The sequence below is a fragment of the Bradyrhizobium sp. Mp27 genome, from assembly GCF_029953005.1.
Classification (GTDB): Bacteria; Pseudomonadota; Alphaproteobacteria; order Rhizobiales; family Xanthobacteraceae; genus Bradyrhizobium; species Bradyrhizobium barranii.
In genome coordinates this window covers 1-17,357 of the sequence record NZ_JASAUS010000151.1, presented here as the reverse complement: position 1 = coordinate 17,357, position 17,357 = coordinate 1, and the positions used below count along the sequence as shown (strand labels likewise).

The following is a 17,357-nucleotide window of genomic DNA, read 5'->3' as shown; positions in this document are numbered from 1 at the left end:
CTCGTTGATGAGGATGTAGGCGTCGTCCATCTCAACGCGCATCTTGTCGGCGTTGGTGACGAAGTAGGGCGAGATGTAGCCGCGGTCGAACTGCATGCCCTCGACGACGTCAAGCTCGGTCTCGAGCGACTTGGCTTCCTCGACGGTGATGACACCCTCGTTGCCGACCTTCTTCACCGCGTCGGCGAGGAACTTGCCGATCTCCTGGTCGCCGTTTGCCGAAATTGCGCCGACCTGGGCGATCTCGTCGTTCGAGGTGACCTTCTTGGAGTTCTTCTGAAGGTCCGCAACCACAGCCTCGACCGCAAGGTCGATACCGCGCTTGAGGTCCATCGGGTTCATGCCGGCGGCAACCGACTTGGCGCCTTCTCGCACAATCGCAGCGGCCAGGACGGTCGCGGTGGTGGTACCGTCGCCAGCAGCATCCGCAGCCTTCGAAGCGACCTCACGCACCATCTGGGCACCCATGTTCTCGAACTTGTCGTCGAGCTCGATCTCCTTGGCGACGGCAACGCCGTCCTTGGTAATTCGAGGTGCGCCGAACGACTTGTCGAGCACGACGTTGCGGCCTTTCGGACCGAGCGTGACCTGCACGGCGTTGGCGAGAATGTCGACACCGCGCAGCATACGGTCCCGCGCGTTTACTCCGAACTTCACTTCTTTGGCTGACATAGAAAATTCCTTCAGTCCCTATTAAGTCATCCTTTGGCGCGCCCGATGGGCTCTCCTCAGGAGGGGTGAGCTTTGCTGTGAATTAGGCGGCTTTCTTCTTGGAGAAGACATCGGTGAGAACACCCATCACGTCGCTCTCCTTCATAATCAACAGGTCTTGCCCATCGATCTTGACCTCGGTGCCGGACCACTTGCCAAACAGCACGCGATCACCGACTTCGATGTCGATCGGAATTAGCTTGCCGCTATCATCGTGGCCGCCCGGGCCAACTGCAATGACTTCGCCCTGCGATGGCTTTTCTTTGGCTGTGTCGGGGATGATGATGCCGCCGGCGGTCTTCTCTTCTGCGTCGATACGCTTGACCACGACGCGGTCGTGAAGCGGACGGAATTTCATAGAGGTCTCCTGAGCGTCTGAACAAGTTGGAGTTAAGCACAATGTGACAAGCAGCCCGTAGCAAGAGTCAGGCCAGAAATGCGCTAAGCGATCTGCCCTTCCAGTTCCGCTGAAGCATTCAGCGGCTGCGCGTGTGTTGTCCAGAAGCAAACGCGTAGAGGTGCACCAGCCCGCCCGCTGTCGTGAAAATGACATTGCGTTTCTTCGAATACTGCTTTGATCCCGGGAACACTTCAACGCTGCTCCGGGGGCCGTTGGACAGTTCGAAAGACTGCGCGTGTTGGCGGCGGTGCCGGCATTGCACGTGATCGCCTGACGGCACCATCTAGCAGCTGTGGCGGACAAAGCGTGCGGTCCACAAGCGGTGTCCAGCGGCGGCGCTCAAACCCTATTGAATTCACCCTGGTCGTCGTGCCGGCAGCACTTGAAGAAATTTGCACGCGCCGCGAAAGCTTGATTGCGCCGGACATCGCGTACCGCTGTGCTTTCACGGTTGCGTTCCTCGCCTGCGTTTCCGAGGAAGAGAGTGCCGGGAGCTACTATCTGAGATGGCGGCCATGAGCCGAGAGCGCGCATTTTTGCGCAATTGTCATCGAGATGAGGGGCTGTTGCTATGCACGAGGGGCCACTCTGCTCGGCACGTGCCATAAATCATATCCGGCAGGTGGCGCTTGAACCAAGGCGTTCTTTCGGCTGGCAAAAAGCCAAGACGGCGATCTGACTCACTGAGGCCGCATTTTCCGGCGATAGGGTCGAGAATTGCATCGCGAGGTGCTCGATAGACTCCCTCCTTTTGATGTCGATGGCATCCAAACAGCTGTCGAGGATCGAAGGGATTGGCGGATTTAAGAGCAATATACCTTGATATACGTTGTGCAGCTGCTTCCGGCGTGTGATCGACTTCCAAGTCAAAATTCATCCGATCTCCGCGCACCATGGAAGAGCATCTGTGTCGTCCGTAGAAGTACATCAGCACATCGTCTCACTTCTGCAGAAGCCGAATCCGGTCATCCTGGATATTGGCTGCAATGATGGGACTGATACGCAAAAGTTCCTCGAGCTGTGCCCGCAACCCGAGCTTTACTGCTTTGAGCCGGACCCCCGAGCGATCGCGCGCTTCAAGAAGAAGCTCGGTCCATCCCTCAATAAGGTGAAGCTGCTAGAAATTGCCATCAGTGACCGAAACGGGACGATCGACTTCCATCCGAGTAATGCAGATGGGGATGCGAAAGATTGGGACCTGTCCGGTTCAATACGCCGCCCAAAGAATCATCTTACCGAGTATGATTGGGTCCGGTTTGATCGGCCTGTCTCGGTTGAAACACGGCGGCTTGACGACTGGTGCAGCGAAGCCAAATTGGACGGAGTCGATTTCATCTGGATGGACGTTCAGGGAGCCGAATCCGACGTTATCGCCGGCGGTATGCGGACCTTGAGCAACACGCGCTTTATCTACACCGAATATAGTGATCGCGAGCTCTACGAAGGGCAGTTGAGCCTGCAAGCCATTCTTAGCTTATTGCCATCATTTGAAGTGGCGGCTCACTATCCGCGCGCAGTGGAAGGTGATGTATTGCTCAGGAATACGCGTGTCTAGCAGCTACTCATATCTAGCGTCTCATTCATGCCGCGCCTGATCAACGGACTCTGTGATGGCCGCACCCGCACAACGGTGATCGTCAAGGCGGGCGGCTATCGTTAGCCCGATTGGTGTGCGGTTTCGGGCCGGCGTGAGCGCCAGCCGGTCCGTAGGGTGCGGCCAGCGCCATGGCAGTCAGCGGGTCCATCCGATCCTGAGGAGCTAAGGCCGTGGCGCCGTGGCGCTGCCGTGGCGATCGGACAGCCGATGTAGCAGCAAGGCGTTCGCACATTCATGACGCCGCTTCGTCGGTTCCGCTCTACCGGCAGTCGCCAGGATCTACTGCCGATCACGCCAATCCATCGCGCGGCCTCGTCGGCGCGCCCCAAACCGGGTCTAGCTTGCTAATGTCACTCCATCCCAACGGCAGAGGGCTGGCTGTATTGGAGGGCTGACATGGGTCTCTTCAGCCGGAAGATGGCCGGTTAGGCGATGCGCGATCTCATGCGGCCGCAGCGTCTCTTCCGCGCCGTCGATGCCGATCCGCCAGCAGCGGCCAAGAGCCAGATTGATCCATCATTCCGATGGAGGTGCACGGTACGCTTCACATCAATGTCGTACTGCCCTTGCCAGTGTCGGCGTGCCGCATCGATAAGCGGCAAGGTTGAGTGCCAGGATATTGCGCCGTGCAGTGCTGCACCGTGCGCCCAGGCGGCACAGCCCGCGAGAGTCGAGCCCCGTCGCTCGGTGATTTGGAAAGTTCGTCGGTTGAACCGCGAGCCGTTGCGCAGAAATTCAGGTAGATCCCGCTCGGCACGTCAATGATCGGGCAGGGGCGTAGAGGCTCAAAAAACATCGCCGTGTTTGGATGACGAACGAATGGTCCAGGATACGAGGTTTCGTTTTGAAGGAGGGAGAGCCCAGTAGTGTCTTTGTTCACATTGAAACAAGGTCGCCACGTCCTCAGCAGCAGACCACATCATGACGCCGGTCCGGTAATCCATTCGCGTGGCCTGTTGCCCGCGCCTGATCCCTTTACTTCATGGAAAGCCGGGCTGTGTTGCAGTTCCGAGCAGGGCGAGGCCAGCACTCTGAAGCGTTCCCTCGTTTAAAGCTGCGTGCTGGGCAACCACGAAGCTGTCGCACATGGCGCGTGCTAGATTGCTGCTGGTATAGAGCGCCTCAGTTCCAGCAAGACCGCTCGAGATCCTGCAGACCTCAGCGCCCTGCCGCGCGGCGTTCGTCGCGGCGAGCCGCACTTGCATCGTGGTGCTCAGATTTACCTCGCCCGTGAGCGCTTGCTTCCACAGCTCTTCCGTGGCCTCGTAAAAGAAGGAACGAGCGGAACGTAGCATGGATTCGGCTTTGGCGATTTCAAGTTGGACATAGCCGCGCTGAGCCATCACGGGCGCTCCAGTGATCGAGGCGCGGCTTCCGGCCATGGCGATCACCTCGTCTATTGCGGCTCGCGCAATCCCGATGCCGACGATCGCATGCGCTTGCGCAGCGAAAGCGACGGACGGATAACGATAGATCGGCCCATCAAGTGTCACCGGACCGCCGCGGATCAAGGTCCATTGCTCTGGCACAATGACGTCGCTGACGACAACGTCGTGGCTTCCGGTGCCTCGCAGTCCGATGACGTCCCAATTGGGCCGGATTGTAACCTTCTCTGCCGGAATCACCGCTACACGCGGGAGGTCTCCGGCCGGATCGTCTTCCAGTGTTATACCAACTCCTATCAAATCCGCCCCGGGCGAGCCGCTAGCGAATGGCCACACGCCGTTCACGACAAATCCGTCGGCGCATCGCCTGGCGGGCTGGAGCGGGAAGAGCGCACCCGCCAATACGACGTCAGGTCCATTGGCGTACACTTTTCGAAGCGTGTCGTCCGGAAGAGCAGCGAGGTAGCGAGCTCCATCCCCGAAGCTGGCGACCCAACCGGCGGATCCGTCGGCCTCGGAGATGCGCTCGATCTGGCGGCAAAATTCGGCTGGTGTTCGCTCCTCGCCGCCGAATCGCTTCGCGACCATAGCCCGATAGATGCCGATGCGCCTGAAGCCGTCGATGATCTCTTTTGGAATTTCCTGCGCGGGGCCAAACTCGTTGCGACGCGCACGGATCTCGACAAGTAGCGGCGACAGATTATCCCAGGTCGCAGCCGCGGTGTGGGATTCGGGACATTGCTTTTCGGGTGAAGCGTTCATAAATCGTCCTCCGCGTCTTGTGCCGATCATGGTCGCGCGTCATTCATGGACTGCGCACGGGGCGAAACTGGGTGATACCATACCGGCGGGAGGACATTCTCAGAGTTGTCGCAGTTGATATCGCTTGCATGTGATTGCGCACGGTAGCTTCCCAATTTACGGGCCGGGAAGCTAGACTGAGATGGAGCTGTTGCCGTTGCATGGAGGCTGGCCGTCAAAACAGCCGGTAGGCGGCGGCGCGATATCGGCCGTCGTTGCCGGACTGGGTCTCCGGCGGTTGATCGGGGCATGCGATGTCATGTCCTCTCCATGGACGTGTGCTCACACGTCGGACAAGCCGGGTCGAACCAAGTGTGGAGTTCCTGAGTTATGCTCGGGAGAGCGCTCAAGCCTGCGACTTAGTTTTCATCGTTCCAGCAATCGGCGTGCCATTAAGCATGTCTGCCGGCCTTGTCCGAATCTCGCGAGATCATTCCGCCGCGCGGTGCCAGCACATGCTCGTGAATTTCGTGTATACTTTCCGCCAATGTCATTGACTCAACAAACCGCAAGCAAAACGACAGAAGCGGACCTCGTTCGCCGACCGGCCAGATTCAACGTTAATGCCAAAATTAGCACCCGCTCCGATCTCCCGATGCCACCAACAGCCCAATAGCCGTTCGTGCGACTGCGGGTGAGCGCCTGGTTAGAAGCGGACCTCCAGACAGCTGGTGTTCAGCAAACGCACGGAGCTCAAGACGCTGAATTACGCGATCAAATCTGTTCGAGGTGACTGCAAGAGTACCCGGCTCATGCAAGCAAAGACAAGGCGCTTCGAAGAGGCCCCGGGGAGCTTAGGAGGCTCGTTGCAGCACACGAGCTGTCTACCTTCTGTCCTACAGGACGCAAGAAATTCGGGCAGAATTCTGACCTGTCGACCCCTTTTGCAGCCGCCGGCGCCTCCATCTTCGGCGGTTTTCCAATGCTTCCGATTTTGGCCGAGCTTGCCAAATTCGCGCAGCATGCCCGCACTACGAGCGTTGCGACTGATGAGGGATCCACGTTCTGAAGCTAGTCTTCTGTTTCCTACTGAGCGACGCCGTGGTTGAAGAGCTTGCTTGCCAAGTCGATCGGTTGCCAGATGATTTCTGGCTGGCAGACGGTGCGCAACACTTGAATCATTGTTCTGGTATTCGCCTGGGCTGACAAATCTGGCACAATTTACCGTGTCCGCAGCAACTAACAACCTGATGGGCTTCGCGTACACACTATGCAATCTGCAAGCTGCCAGTTTCGTCTCGTATCGACCTCGTTATGGAGGACGGATAGTAAATTGTGCAAGTGGGCGGGTCGTGCGATTGTGCGCAATATCAGGCAGTGCATGCGAGATCGTGGTGAAAACAACCATGCTTTCAACGGCATCATCATTGCGGGCCGGGTCCCTTGGCGGCGAACGAGACTATCTAACGAATGATGGATGCGGCTGGCCTACTGGCGCGGGTGGCATGTTCGTTTACAGACCGGGCGGCCAGTCCTGCTGGTTGTTCTATGTGATCTGCAGCCCTGGCTGAGCTTGGTGATAAAGCAACACCATTCATGGCGTGCTCGATCGGAGCCAGAAGATCTCAGGATCGTCGCCGGCTCTGGAGTTCACAGCCAGGCAATGCGCTTTATCGCGATCTGCTGCCGGAACCACGCTATTGGGTTTGCAACTCAATATGGAGGCATGAACGCTGTCGGACGCGTTAGGTGCGTTTTTTGATGCTCGCCGCGTGTTGCTAGCATGAGTACGTAGAACATGAGCAGAATCAAGACGCCACGCATACCGAAGCACTTCCCGAGTTGATCATTTATTGTGGAGCGGATGGTATCCGGGGCATTTGTCGCAGACGATGGACCAAACAGCGGAGCGGAAGGGCCGTATCGCACGGCAGATGATTTGCCTCGGGTGTGAATGTGCTAGTGTCAGCTGACAATATCGACCTTACCGTTGTCGATCCGATACAGGGCCCCGACGACTTTCAGCCGGTTCTGCTCGACTGCAGCCTTCAGAATAGGGCCCGTCGATCTGAGTTTGTTGACATTGTCGATCACATTGTTTCGGGTTGCGCGGGCGGATGTATCGCCGGCCTGCCCTAGAGATGCGTTCACGGCGGGAGCAAGTGCGGTCACCAGGGCTGAAATGTGCCCTGGCGGCGGCTTATCTTGATGGAGCGACTTGATCGTAGCGTCTATCGCGCCGCAATGATCGTGGCCTAGTACGAGGATTAGCGGCGTGTTCAGTACTGCGACCGCATATTCCATACTGGCGAGTGTATCATCATTAGCGAAGTTGCCGGCGACGCGGCAGACAAACAAATCACCTAGCCCGCTGTCGAACACAAATTCGGGCGCCACGCGAGAGTCGGCGCAGCTCAGAACCGCCGCATATGGATTTTGGCCTTCGACCAAAGCCGAACGCTCGCGCCTAAGATCGTCGGCTCGTGATGCACCCTGGACATAACGTTCGTTTCCCATCAGCAGCCGCTTCAGGGCAGCATCTGGCGACAGCAGGTTATCTGGCTTGGGCGTGCTTTTTGCTTCCTTCGCATCGGCGATCTTATTGCCGAATCGCAGGAAAACTGTCGACGCAGCAAACAACAACAGCGAACGGCGCGAACGCGCGGTCCTGGTTAAATGGTACATATTTGGAGAATTGGCTGCATGCATGTGTCGCCTCAACGCACGGCCTTACGCCACCCGGTGGCTTCGGCTTCCGCTTCGCTACAAAACCAGCGTTCGCTACGCTTCTTCGTCATGTCGATTAGTTCGTAGCTGGCTTGCCCTGGCAGGTGATAGATCCGCTCGCCGCTGCGCTCGACAGTGCCTTTTATCAGGCACTCGGGGGACGGCGGTTCCGACAGCAGGACGGATCCGAGCAGTACTTCCTGCGCGTCGATCGGAACCGACCACGCGCCGACGATAATCGTGCCCTTATTGCGGCGAGGCCAGTCCCAGGGAGCGATGAACGCTCCCGACCACAGTCCCGTATGGGCTGTGCTTGCCGCCAACTCATAGACAGCGTGAGATGGAGCAGTCGATAGTGCCCAGCCCGAGCGTACCATCCAGACGTTCACATTCTCGCCTTCGATGAAGCAGTTACCGAGGGCTCGTCTGTACTCATCGACTCTCTGGGTATGACAATCCCAGGTTCGCCCATTTGAATGCTTGATAAGCTCGTCGCGAGCAGCTACGCCGCAGGCCCATTTCCGGCCCTTGGCGTCGAGACAAATCTGGTCCGTCTCAGGAGCTTCGATGCCTGAGAGCCGAACGTTGGTTTTGTCGATCTCGATCGTATTGCCGTCGAGGATGCGCGGAGCACCGCTGAACGTCGCGGCGCAGACCGGAGATGTGACGAGAGCGAGCAATGCGAACATAATTCCGCGGTTCTTCATCCCGACAACAACCTTTCGCTCCTGATCCACGTTTCACGCACGACACGGTGCCGATACATTCGACTGCTTGACAGCGTTACGTCCGTTATTCCGCCGGCATTTCCGACGCGCTTTATGAGGGCTTCGCCGGAACGCGAACCTACGGCCTGACGCTGCGTAAGGATCAAGTGATTTCTTTGGGGCGTGCGGCGCTATTCTTCGAGCATCAGCGGCTCTCTCACTAGGACCGCGCTTTACTCTCTCCACCTGAGGGGAGATCCTCGCGGGCGGCGCCGAACTGGCGATGCTGAACAAACCCGAACCCCGGAACGTTGTCTTTGCAAAAAAAAGTGGCCGACGATGAAGCGCTGGCTCGCGCTGGAGTCAGGCGTGGAGCATCAACCTTGGTCTGGTTGGCGACGGTTTCCATCGGCAAAATGGCCGCTGCCAACAGTTCTGCAATGAAATTTCGCACTTCACACGAAAAGATGTGAAAAAGATCGGTCTGGCTTTCTCTGACCGATTTAGAAGAAGACGCAATGGAGTTCAGGGTAGACGCCCGCGCATAACTTAACCTTCTTACGCCCGGCAAGATTGATCGTTGATGTCGACCTGGGCAGGTGGAGCAGAGTTAAACAGGCGTTTTCCATGCTTCGAAATCTGGATCGATGACATGCAGACGAATGGGTGCCAGCTAAGCTAGGGTCGAGCCAGTCTGGTCCTCGACGTTTCTTGCGTACGGCCCCTGAGCTTCCCGGCCTGCGCGCTCGGAAATGCGCAAGCGCTCAGCGGTATGCCGGGTCGCTACCGGTGAACGTCTCCCGGTAACTTCCTCGCCGGTTTCGTCTCACACCCAGTTCCTGGTGCCTTCGACGTTGCTATACTCACGCACAGTGGTGTCCTCACACCGGCTGGAGTGAAGGCGGGAAAACCACATCTCGCAAGCTCGTGCGCGCCGCTGACACTAGGCGGAACAAACGCAATCGCGCGGCCGACCTTCTTGCGACGGGCCGGACTGCTGCGAGAAAGGCACCCGGACCGTTGCGGAAGCTAAAACAAAGCAAGTGCCGAGCGCGTATGTCTTGCAGTCGGTCCGAGGCACTGGGCCATGGAGGAACTGCGGCGCGATGTTGCTCTGCGGCAGTTTACTCGGGCCTTCGCTCTCCTAAGTCTTCCTCTTCATTTGGCTCGGTGCGTTGGAACCAGGAGCCAGGGGCAAATTTCGCGATGCGCTTGGCAAAGGAGGATTGTGGCTCCCAATCCTGTCCTTCTCTCTTTTCGAAAGTGATGACCCCGTTGTGTGCAAAATAACGTGGTCCTTGGATACTACAATTCACCAAGAGCAGAACGCGCCACACGTCACCCGTCTCGGCCGGTTTGCCATTCCGCTTCGGTAAGTAGTCCACTCCAACTGGTTCAATGATAGTACAGCGGCCCTGCCGCAGAAGATCGCCGAGCCGGCCTTGCGGGGTGGCCACGAAGTTGAAGTTGGCCGGATCATGCAGAAAGCGAAGATTTGCGTCCCTTTCGCCATCTGCGACTTCACTGGCGATCAGGGAGAGCGCCAGGGCGCGCCAGCCCAATTCCATCGGCTTCGCATAAGTCGACGCAAGTTCAAACGTGCCGTCGAGGGCGATCTTCCAGGTGATAACGTACTGTTCGTCCGATTTGTTGTCCCGGTGTCTGGTCCACGAAACGAAAATAAAGTCGTTTTGGCCAAGTTCAATAACGCCCCACATTTGAGGCACGAACTGTGCCACCTTCGAGACATTGGAGATAATTTGTTCTATCGTCTCACCATCTTGCGCTCGCCAAGTTGACTTCAATCGTTCGACAAGGGGGCTGTCGCTGGCCCGAATATTATTGCTCATGGCAGCCGGCCAGGCGAGGCAGATTAAAAATCCGACCAAGCAAAGCCATAGCGCGGGTCTTCCAGACATTCTCTTCATAACCCTCGGCCTATCGCGTTTCATCCAAACATCTTGTAAAGCAGGCAACCTCGAACCTGCTATGAGCCATCGCAAGAAGTTTACGGGATGCGACGTGGCACCCGCTGGCTGTCCCGCGCGATCAGGCGCTCCCTGTATGTCATGCGCAGCTAACTTCCCCGACAGCGACTGCGTCAGTTGGCTGAGCTGGACCTGCCCAGCAGGAGGAGACTGGGCATGCCGAGGGTCTGCATTCTTCGTGCCAGGCAATAGGCGGAAATTTTCACAGAGTTTGTGTCGCTCTTGTCGACTTTCTGACCTTTGCACGTTTTCGGTGTTCCTATTCAGTGTATCCGCCGCAGCTTGTGCATCCTTGTCCCGCACCGGATATTTAGCAGAAGAGTTGAACGCCTCGATGCCGGATGCCTGATGGACGGAAGTGCGTTTGCCGCTATTGAGCTGTGTGGTTCGCTATCGTGCCGCCGGCGTTCGAGCTGCATGATTGCCAGCGGCACCAAGCCGGCTTGATCCCGGCTTTGAAGTCTGGGTGGCACGCAAATCAACCCCTCGCCTCGTATGTTGCTAAATTCCGCCACGTGCCTTGGCCTATTCGCTGCAGATCCTTTAGTTGAGAGAATAGCTGGCTAGCCGAGGTGCTGGGCGAAACTCTGGAAATCGCAAGGCCGCATCGAAAGCATTCTGATAGAAACGTCGGTACTCCCGCCGGAAGGCTGCTTCTGTCCCTTTCATCGATCTAGCGTGCGGCTCCGCCTCAAGGCAGCTCCGGATGCTATTCCGGTATCTGAGAAGGATATGTCTGATTATGACATCTCTGATTAGAGAATGTTTCTGGATGGTGGTAAGTCACAGAGATGCACGGTCATTCGGCTAGCAGATGTCGCAGATTAGCTTGCACATAATCTGAGAGGTTGACGGAAGAGTTCTCGTGCCGATAATCCAAGTCGTCGAGGTTCTCCGGTTCCCATTGATCCGGAGCTAAGAGGGAAGCCGGTGCAAATGCCGGCGCTGCCCCCGCAACTGTAAGTGGCGAGCCGCTGTCCAACGATGTCACTGAAGCCTGCACGGCTTCGGGAAGGCCGGACAGCAGCGATGACCAGCAAGCCAGGAGACCGGCCCCGACAATATATTGGTCCACGGGCGGGGTGTCTCGGTGGTACGCCAAGCAGCCGTCGCACGCGCGACTTCTCCTGCCTGCGTCCGCCATGGCCTTTGTCCCCAACAGGGGTTAACGCGATGTCTCCTCTCTCTCTTCCAGTTGCTACGCTCGGAACGCCACGCATCGGCCCAAGGCGTGAGCTCAAGCTCGCTCTAGAAAGCTACTGGTCTGGAAAGATTAGTGAACAGCAGTTGTACGAAGACGCATCCGGCCTACGCGCAGCGAACTGGGCTCGTCAAAAATCGCTCGGCGTCACGATCATTCCGTCAAACGACTTCTCGCTGTATGATCAGGTGCTTGATACAAGTGTCATGGTTGGCGCCATCCCGGAGATCTACGCCTCGAGCGGAGAATCCGTTTCGCTCCAGACGTACTTCGCCATGGCCCGCGGATCGCAATGCGGCGATCAGGATGCGAGTTGCGACCAGAGTACGCGGGGATCTGGCGTGCCCGCGCAGGAAATGACCAAGTGGTTCGATACCAACTACCACTACATGGTTCCCGAGTTTTACCGGGGACAGGCGTTCAGACTGTGCTCTCGCAAACCCGTCGAAGAGTATGAGGAAGCCAGGGCTCTTGGCTTTCAGACCCGCCCTGTCCTGATCGGGCCGGTCACATTTTTAAAGCTCGGCAAGAGTACCGATAGCGCGTTCCAGCCCCTCTCTCTCCTCGATGATCTGATACCTGTCTATATCGACCTTCTGCATGAATTAGCCAAACGAGGGGCAAGTTGGGTTCAGTTTGATGAGCCCTGCCTGGTCCTTGATCTGGATGAGGCGGCGCGACAATCGTTGCTGCACGCCTATAACCGGTTCGCAAAGGAGGGACCCGCTATCAAGATCATGCTTGCGAGCTATTTCGGCGCCCTAGGCGACAATCTGGATACTGCCTTGAGCCTGCCAATTTCCGGTCTGCACGTCGATTTGGTTCGAGCGCCAGAACTATTGGATCAGATCATTGCTGACGGCCGAAGTGATCTCGTCATGTCGCTCGGTGTCATCGACGGCCGCAATGTGTGGCGGTCGAACTTGCCGTCGCTCCGTCAGCGGCTGAAGCCCTCGATTGCGAAGCTTGGCAGGCACCGTGTACAGCTCGCTCCGTCCTGCTCGCTGCTTCACGTGCCGGTCGATGTTGAACTCGAGACCGGGCTCGCGTCCGACGTCAAGAGCTGGCTTGCTTTCTCGGTTCAGAAGATGCGTGAGCTTGCGATCCTGGCGCGGGTACTCGCAGGCGACCAGAATGTTGGGCTAGCTCTTGCCGAGTCGGAATGCGCCGCGACTGCCCGCCGGACCTCGCCGAAGATCCATAATGCCAACGTCGCTGTCCGAATGAGGGCGATCGATCAGACGATGCGCCAGCGCGCCACCCCGTTTGCCCGTCGTTCCGAGATCCAAAGGGAACGCTTTGGACTGCCGGCTTTTCCTACCACGACGATAGGATCGTTTCCGCAGACCGCAGCGGTGCGAAATGCTCGCGCGGCGCATGCGCGAGGTGCGATGAGCGAGGAGCAATACGACAGGTTCCTCAAAGAGGAGATAGCCCGCGCCGTACGTTGGCAGGAGGACATCGGTCTTGACGTCCTCGTGCATGGCGAATTCGAGCGTAATGACATGGTGCAGTACTTCAGCGAGCAACTCGCCGGCTTCGCATTTACAAGGAACGGATGGGTTCAGTCCTATGGTTCGCGCTGCGTTAGGCCCCCGATCCTGTTTGGCGATGTAGTGCGGCCGAAGCCGATCACCGTGGAATGGTGGCGCTACGCGCAATCACTAACTGGTAAGCCGATGAAGGCGATGTTGACCGGACCGGTGACGATCCTGAACTGGTCGTTTGTTCGCGATGATATTCCTAGAAGCGAGGTCTGCCGTCAGCTTGCGCTCGCGATGCGCGATGAAGTCCGCGATCTCGAGAATGCCGGTGCAGCCATAATACAGATCGACGAAGCTGCACTCCGCGAAGGATTGCCATTGCGCCGGTCGGACTGGAAGGCATATCTCGATTGGGCCGGAGATTGCTTCCGCCTCTGCTCATCGGGCGTTACCGATCAAACGCAAATCCATACACATATGTGCTACTCAGAGTTTAACGACATCATCGGTGCGATCGCTGCAATGGATGCGGATGTCATTTCAATCGAGACGTCGCGATCGAAAATGGAGCTACTGGATGCGTTCAGGAAGTACGAATATCCAAATCAAATCGGACCGGGCGTGTACGACATTCACTCTCCACGCGTCCCCGAGACGGGCGAAATGAAGGAGCTGATGGTGCTAGCTCGGACGCGTTTGCAGGATTCGCAGCTTTGGGTCAATCCGGACTGCGGCCTAAAAACGCGCAAATGGGAGGAGGTTCGGCCGGCGCTCACCAACATGGTCGCTGCCGCGCGCGAACTGCGCGCTGCATCCGATCCGCAAATCGGTTGATCCCGAGCTCCGGTCTGTTCTCAACAAAGCTAATTCGGTTGTGGTGATTTGCGCTTTCCACAATATCGAGGCTACCATTGCCGCCGACATGATGCCCGGTCCACTTCGTGGACCGGGGAAGGTACGGTCTCGGAGAAAAGACGGTGACGCGTTGCGCTAGTTTCGTTGGCCGGGGTAGAATTGCCGGCTGCTCGATCACGGCGACAACATTCGCCGAAAATCTGCAACCCATATAAGCAGAAGTGTATTGCAGCTAATCATGCCGTGGTACGCGGCCGTATAGGTTGAGATTTGGAAATTTACGCCGAGATTTGTCGCTCATGGGCACGTTGGCAACGGCCGCGACAGCAATGAGAAAACTAATGCTTGACGGACACCGCAAGGCACTCGGCGCGGATTCGGTCCGCTCGGAGATGCCGTCAGGCTCCCTCATTCGATCCACGAGATAGTTTCAGAAGAGAGGACGGCGAAGGCAGTCCGTACCCCAACTCACACCAATCCATTTGGGATAACGGCGCTATCCGGGCCACATACGCCAATGCGTCGGCCGCACCGCGATTTGCTCTCCGGTATTCGCGTTGATCCATCCGCCGAAGATCCGGCGGCAAGGAAAGACCACCCGGTGAATTGAATTACCCTCGATCACGGCAATCTCCAGATCCTGATCGAAGGGCGGCGCCTTTCCAAGCTGCTCCCATGTCAGATCATTAGATCCTGGCCGGTGTTCATAGCTGCGGGGTGACAAATTCAGATACCTTGTTAACACTGCGCACATCGCTTGGGTTCTGCGCGGACAGGCCGACGCCGATATCGTTCGGACGACCCGCGTCTCGATCGCGTCAGCCGCGGCGGAGGGATATCGGCTTTGCGCTGTTGTGACGGAACATGATCCGCTCGCGAACTGAAATATTTGGATCTGCGCCAGGAAACGACATCTGAGCTTTTGTCGAATTGATTTGGATCAGCTCAAGGCCTCGGCCATTGATATTTGTAGATGTGCTGCACCAGTTTTACTGGACTGCAGCTCCAGTAATCCGGCCCGGGCAGGGTAAATGGTCCGGCCGTCTGTCATGTCACGTCCTTTGTTGGTGAGACACATCTCCTTGTCCTCCGGCGTCATCGTGTTGGTTGTGTGTGGGTGGCCTTCCTCACGCGCGCATTTAGATGGGCGTAGCTTCGCTCTGAGCGCATAGCAGGGCCGTCCCGCAGGCCGATAAAGTAGATGCCATCGCAAGTCGGCGCAATTTATCATGTGGCCGGTCATTGGCTCGCCGCGCGGCTGCGGCTGCGTCTGGCAGCAGTCCTAGGAACGGCCGCGGGTACCCGGGCATGAAAGCATCATGGGCGTCAAGCATTTCTGTCTGCCGTGCGTCTGACCTTACTAGAAGACCACTTCTATCAGAGGCAGCCGCTGCAGCATTGATGCTTGTCAAAAAGTTGTGCGCGTCCGGGATCGGTGGCTCGTGACCGCTACCAGCCGCAGACGCCTGTCGACATGCTCCGAACTCGCGCTTCAGCGAGCGCCTCGCGTTCTCTGCAACAGACCAGCGCCTTGATTTGAGGCGCAACTCACGCCCATGGCTAAGACAACATTTTCGCCATTGCTCCGTGCACGCGGATGGTCATTGATGCTTCGCCTTTCATTCGGTAGCCTTGCCGGCGCTGATCCTGACCTTAAGCTCTGGCGCTGAAGTCCTGGACCGGGCTTATCGAAACGTGGGCTAGGACAAGTGTAATGATCGGCTTCTGCAATCGCGTCTTCAGGTGGACCGCCGATGCAAGTTCGGGGTTCTCGGCGTCATTGCCCAGCGATCGCTTGCGCGCGTAGCCCGCCGGCGCATGGCAGAAATCAGCCCGCGATAAGCCTGCACTTGCGGCAGTCGTTCACAAGACTATCGCGGACAGCTCGTAAAGTTCACGGCGGACTTTCGGCCTATCTTCGGAGGATCGGACAGACCTCTTGGGATGCTCCTTGAGGCAAATCAAATACTCCCCGCGCGAATGGCAGAATAGTGGATAAGCAAACCACACGAAGAGAGGGGCATGCCTTCATTTAGCGTCCGGTTTATGAAGATCGTTTGCGACGATGCCGGCGGCGAGCATCGTGCGTGCCAGGCAGCATTTAAGGTCGATGCCGCCTCGCTGAGTGCTGCAGCTCAGCAGGCGGAGACCGATTTCTGCCGGCAAAGGCGAGTCCGCGATTGGACAATCTTCGCCGATGTTTTGGAGCTTCGAACACCGCCTGCATGAGCCAATCCGTCCACATCGCCTTTCGAGCATTCCGTGAGGACGAGCTCTCCTGAGTTAGCAAGGGCGTCGCACTTTCCCCCACGGAAGTTTAAGGTCTTCAACACCGGCCAATGCTCTCAGTTCACGCCCGTGACATTCACCGGCGTCCTCGCCAGTCATGGCATTCATCTGCATGGGCGGCTATGGCGTCGGGCGCGACGACGTGTTCGTCGAGCATGCCTACGACATTGTGTCCGGCGTCCGCGTTTCGATCGGACGAGACTTTGCCCTTTTACAGTGACCGGCGTCCACTTCGAACCTTGGCAGCGGTGCTCCGGATCAGCCTTACTTCCGCCCGCTGCCACTCCGTGCGGTAGCCTTACTGTGGCAAACGTTCCAATTGTACAATTTGCGCTACGCCGCCGGCAGCCGTATATGGAATCCCGAAGGGACGGCAAATACGTTATCCGCCGTGGCGAACCTCAGGGCAGATAGGTTGAATTCGTGGTGTAGAGCACCTATCCGGCAATGGTGTAGAGCGCATCTGACCAGCCGGCCAAAGCGGGATCATCCCAGTGGGTAGAGAACAGACGATCTCGCTGCTAGGAGGTAAGCGTGACCTTGAATTCGTACGATGAGTGGTCGAAATTAAAGGAAGTCGTAGCGGGTACGGCCACCAATTATGCGGCTCACGATCGCGAACTCTCTTTCGATCTATTCTTTTATGGCAATCTTAAGATCCGCTCGGAGTGGCCACCTAGATAGACTCTCCGCCTCGTTTGAAGTGGACATTGTCGGGTGCCCTCTCCGTGCGCCGTAAGTCGGGACGTGCACACGCTCACATCTGGCGGCACCATTGTGCACGTGACCGTCTTCCCGTATCAGGACGGGAGCTTTTGAATGTCATTTGATCGTCCAGTGACTTAAAGGCAACTGTTGCTTCGATGACAGCCGATCTACGCTTGTGCAAAAAAGAGCCACCACATGTTCGATATCTATTTGAACCAAAGAAACGATCTTTTGGTCGTGCCGAGAGGCTTTGCGATCCCCGCGGAATTGGGCGGGAATTGGAAACGAAAGAAGCGGGCGGTTCGTTCGGTGAGCGATGTCATTCATCAGGATGTACAACGGCGTGGCTACTACCGACGTCGTTTGATCTCAAGTCGGTCGAAGTCGGCAGTCAAGACCACCTCACGCTCCTAGTCAACGCAGCTATCTAATGCTGAACCGTTCTTCGGAAGATTAGAGCTGGCCCCGGTTGTTTGGACAGCGCCCCGCTGGATTTAAGTGGATTCCTGCCGGGTTATGCTGAACGCGGGGCTTTACGGTTTTGTCGTTGCGTCGGGAGGGCGT

12 protein-coding genes and 1 riboswitch are annotated in these 17,357 nt (G+C 57.4%); of the genes, 5 read left to right on the top strand and 7 right to left on the bottom strand.

What is annotated here, in order from left to right:
• Together groEL and QJT78_RS41580 are read right to left on the bottom strand one after the other, a co-directional pair.
• Nucleotides 1-672, bottom strand: a 672-nt coding sequence (gene groEL, locus QJT78_RS41585) for a chaperonin GroEL (RefSeq protein ID WP_281460561.1), incomplete at its 3' end; no start/stop codon positions are given.
• Nucleotides 673-754: 82 nt separating this feature from the next.
• Nucleotides 755-1,069: a co-chaperone GroES gene (locus tag QJT78_RS41580; protein ID WP_011084856.1), complete on the bottom strand. Its 315-nt coding sequence runs from the start codon at nt 1,067-1,069 to the stop codon at nt 755-757.
• Nucleotides 1,070-2,018: 949 nt separating this feature from the next.
• Between QJT78_RS41580 and QJT78_RS41575 the strand changes: the two genes are divergently transcribed.
• Nucleotides 2,019-2,666 carry an FkbM family methyltransferase gene (locus tag QJT78_RS41575; protein WP_038945002.1) on the top strand — a complete coding sequence of 216 codons (648 nt, stop codon included), beginning with the start codon at nt 2,019-2,021 and terminating at the stop codon, nt 2,664-2,666.
• Nucleotides 2,667-3,688: 1,022 nt separating this feature from the next.
• Here QJT78_RS41575 and QJT78_RS41570 read toward each other — a convergent pair.
• From QJT78_RS41570 to QJT78_RS41550, 5 genes are all read right to left on the bottom strand, one after another.
• Nucleotides 3,689-4,855, bottom strand: coding sequence for a flavin-dependent monooxygenase (locus QJT78_RS41570; RefSeq protein WP_193375985.1), 1,167 nt, complete (start codon nt 4,853-4,855; stop codon nt 3,689-3,691).
• Nucleotides 4,856-6,799: 1,944 nt separating this feature from the next.
• The gene (locus QJT78_RS41565) at nt 6,800-7,543 is read right to left on the bottom strand and encodes a carbonic anhydrase (RefSeq protein ID WP_028144320.1); all 744 of its coding nucleotides are present in this window, start codon (nt 7,541-7,543) and stop codon (nt 6,800-6,802) included.
• 8 nt (nt 7,544-7,551) lie between these two features.
• The gene (locus tag QJT78_RS41560; RefSeq protein ID WP_240537757.1) at nt 7,552-8,250 is read right to left on the bottom strand and encodes a thermonuclease family protein; all 699 of its coding nucleotides are present in this window, start codon (nt 8,248-8,250) and stop codon (nt 7,552-7,554) included.
• A 238-nt stretch (nt 8,251-8,488) separates the two neighbouring features.
• Complete coding sequence (locus tag QJT78_RS41555; protein ID WP_155258197.1) at nt 8,489-8,839, bottom strand: hypothetical protein; 351 nt, start codon at nt 8,837-8,839, stop codon at nt 8,489-8,491.
• 553 nt (nt 8,840-9,392) lie between these two features.
• Nucleotides 9,393-10,118: a nodulate formation efficiency C protein gene (locus tag QJT78_RS41550; RefSeq protein ID WP_224516888.1), complete on the bottom strand. Its 726-nt coding sequence runs from the start codon at nt 10,116-10,118 to the stop codon at nt 9,393-9,395.
• Nucleotides 10,119-11,126: 1,008 nt separating this feature from the next.
• Nucleotides 11,127-11,329, top strand: a riboswitch (cobalamin riboswitch).
• 100 nt (nt 11,330-11,429) lie between these two features.
• On the opposite strand from QJT78_RS41550, the gene metE reads away from it, so the two are divergent.
• The 4 genes from metE to QJT78_RS41530 all read left to right on the top strand — a co-directional run bounded on the left by metE (nt 11,430) and on the right by QJT78_RS41530 (nt 17,207).
• Nucleotides 11,430-13,775, top strand: a complete 2,346-nt coding sequence (metE, locus tag QJT78_RS41545) for a 5-methyltetrahydropteroyltriglutamate--homocysteine S-methyltransferase (RefSeq protein ID WP_028144317.1) — start codon at nt 11,430-11,432, stop codon at nt 13,773-13,775.
• 2,043 nt (nt 13,776-15,818) lie between these two features.
• A complete protein-coding gene (locus QJT78_RS41540) occupies nt 15,819-16,025 on the top strand; it encodes a hypothetical protein (RefSeq protein ID WP_026312600.1) in 207 nt (68 codons plus the stop codon).
• A 157-nt stretch (nt 16,026-16,182) separates the two neighbouring features.
• The gene (locus QJT78_RS41535; RefSeq protein ID WP_256379475.1) at nt 16,183-16,305 is read left to right on the top strand and encodes a hypothetical protein; all 123 of its coding nucleotides are present in this window, start codon (nt 16,183-16,185) and stop codon (nt 16,303-16,305) included.
• A 683-nt stretch (nt 16,306-16,988) separates the two neighbouring features.
• Complete coding sequence (locus tag QJT78_RS41530; protein WP_080586780.1) at nt 16,989-17,207, top strand: hypothetical protein; 219 nt, start codon at nt 16,989-16,991, stop codon at nt 17,205-17,207.
• Nucleotides 17,208-17,357: the final 150 nt, after the last annotated feature.

Excerpts from the sequence above, each read along its gene's own strand:
- QJT78_RS41565 (WP_028144320.1), bottom strand. The coding sequence starts at position 7,543 with ATGCATGCAGCCAATTCTCCAAATATGTACCATTTAACCAGGACCGCG.
- metE (WP_028144317.1), top strand. The coding sequence starts at position 11,430 with ATGTCTCCTCTCTCTCTTCCAGTTGCTACGCTCGGAACGCCACGCATC.
- QJT78_RS41540 (WP_026312600.1), top strand. The coding sequence starts at position 15,819 with ATGCCTTCATTTAGCGTCCGGTTTATGAAGATCGTTTGCGACGATGCC.
- QJT78_RS41560 (WP_240537757.1), bottom strand. The coding sequence starts at position 8,250 with ATGTTCGCATTGCTCGCTCTCGTCACATCTCCGGTCTGCGCCGCGACG.
- QJT78_RS41535 (WP_256379475.1), top strand. The coding sequence starts at position 16,183 with ATGGCATTCATCTGCATGGGCGGCTATGGCGTCGGGCGCGACGACGTG.
- QJT78_RS41580 (WP_011084856.1), bottom strand. The coding sequence starts at position 1,069 with ATGAAATTCCGTCCGCTTCACGACCGCGTCGTGGTCAAGCGTATCGAC.
- QJT78_RS41570 (WP_193375985.1), bottom strand. The coding sequence starts at position 4,855 with ATGAACGCTTCACCCGAAAAGCAATGTCCCGAATCCCACACCGCGGCT.
- QJT78_RS41550 (WP_224516888.1), bottom strand. The coding sequence starts at position 10,118 with ATGAGCAATAATATTCGGGCCAGCGACAGCCCCCTTGTCGAACGATTG.
- QJT78_RS41530 (WP_080586780.1), top strand. The coding sequence starts at position 16,989 with ATGTTCGATATCTATTTGAACCAAAGAAACGATCTTTTGGTCGTGCCG.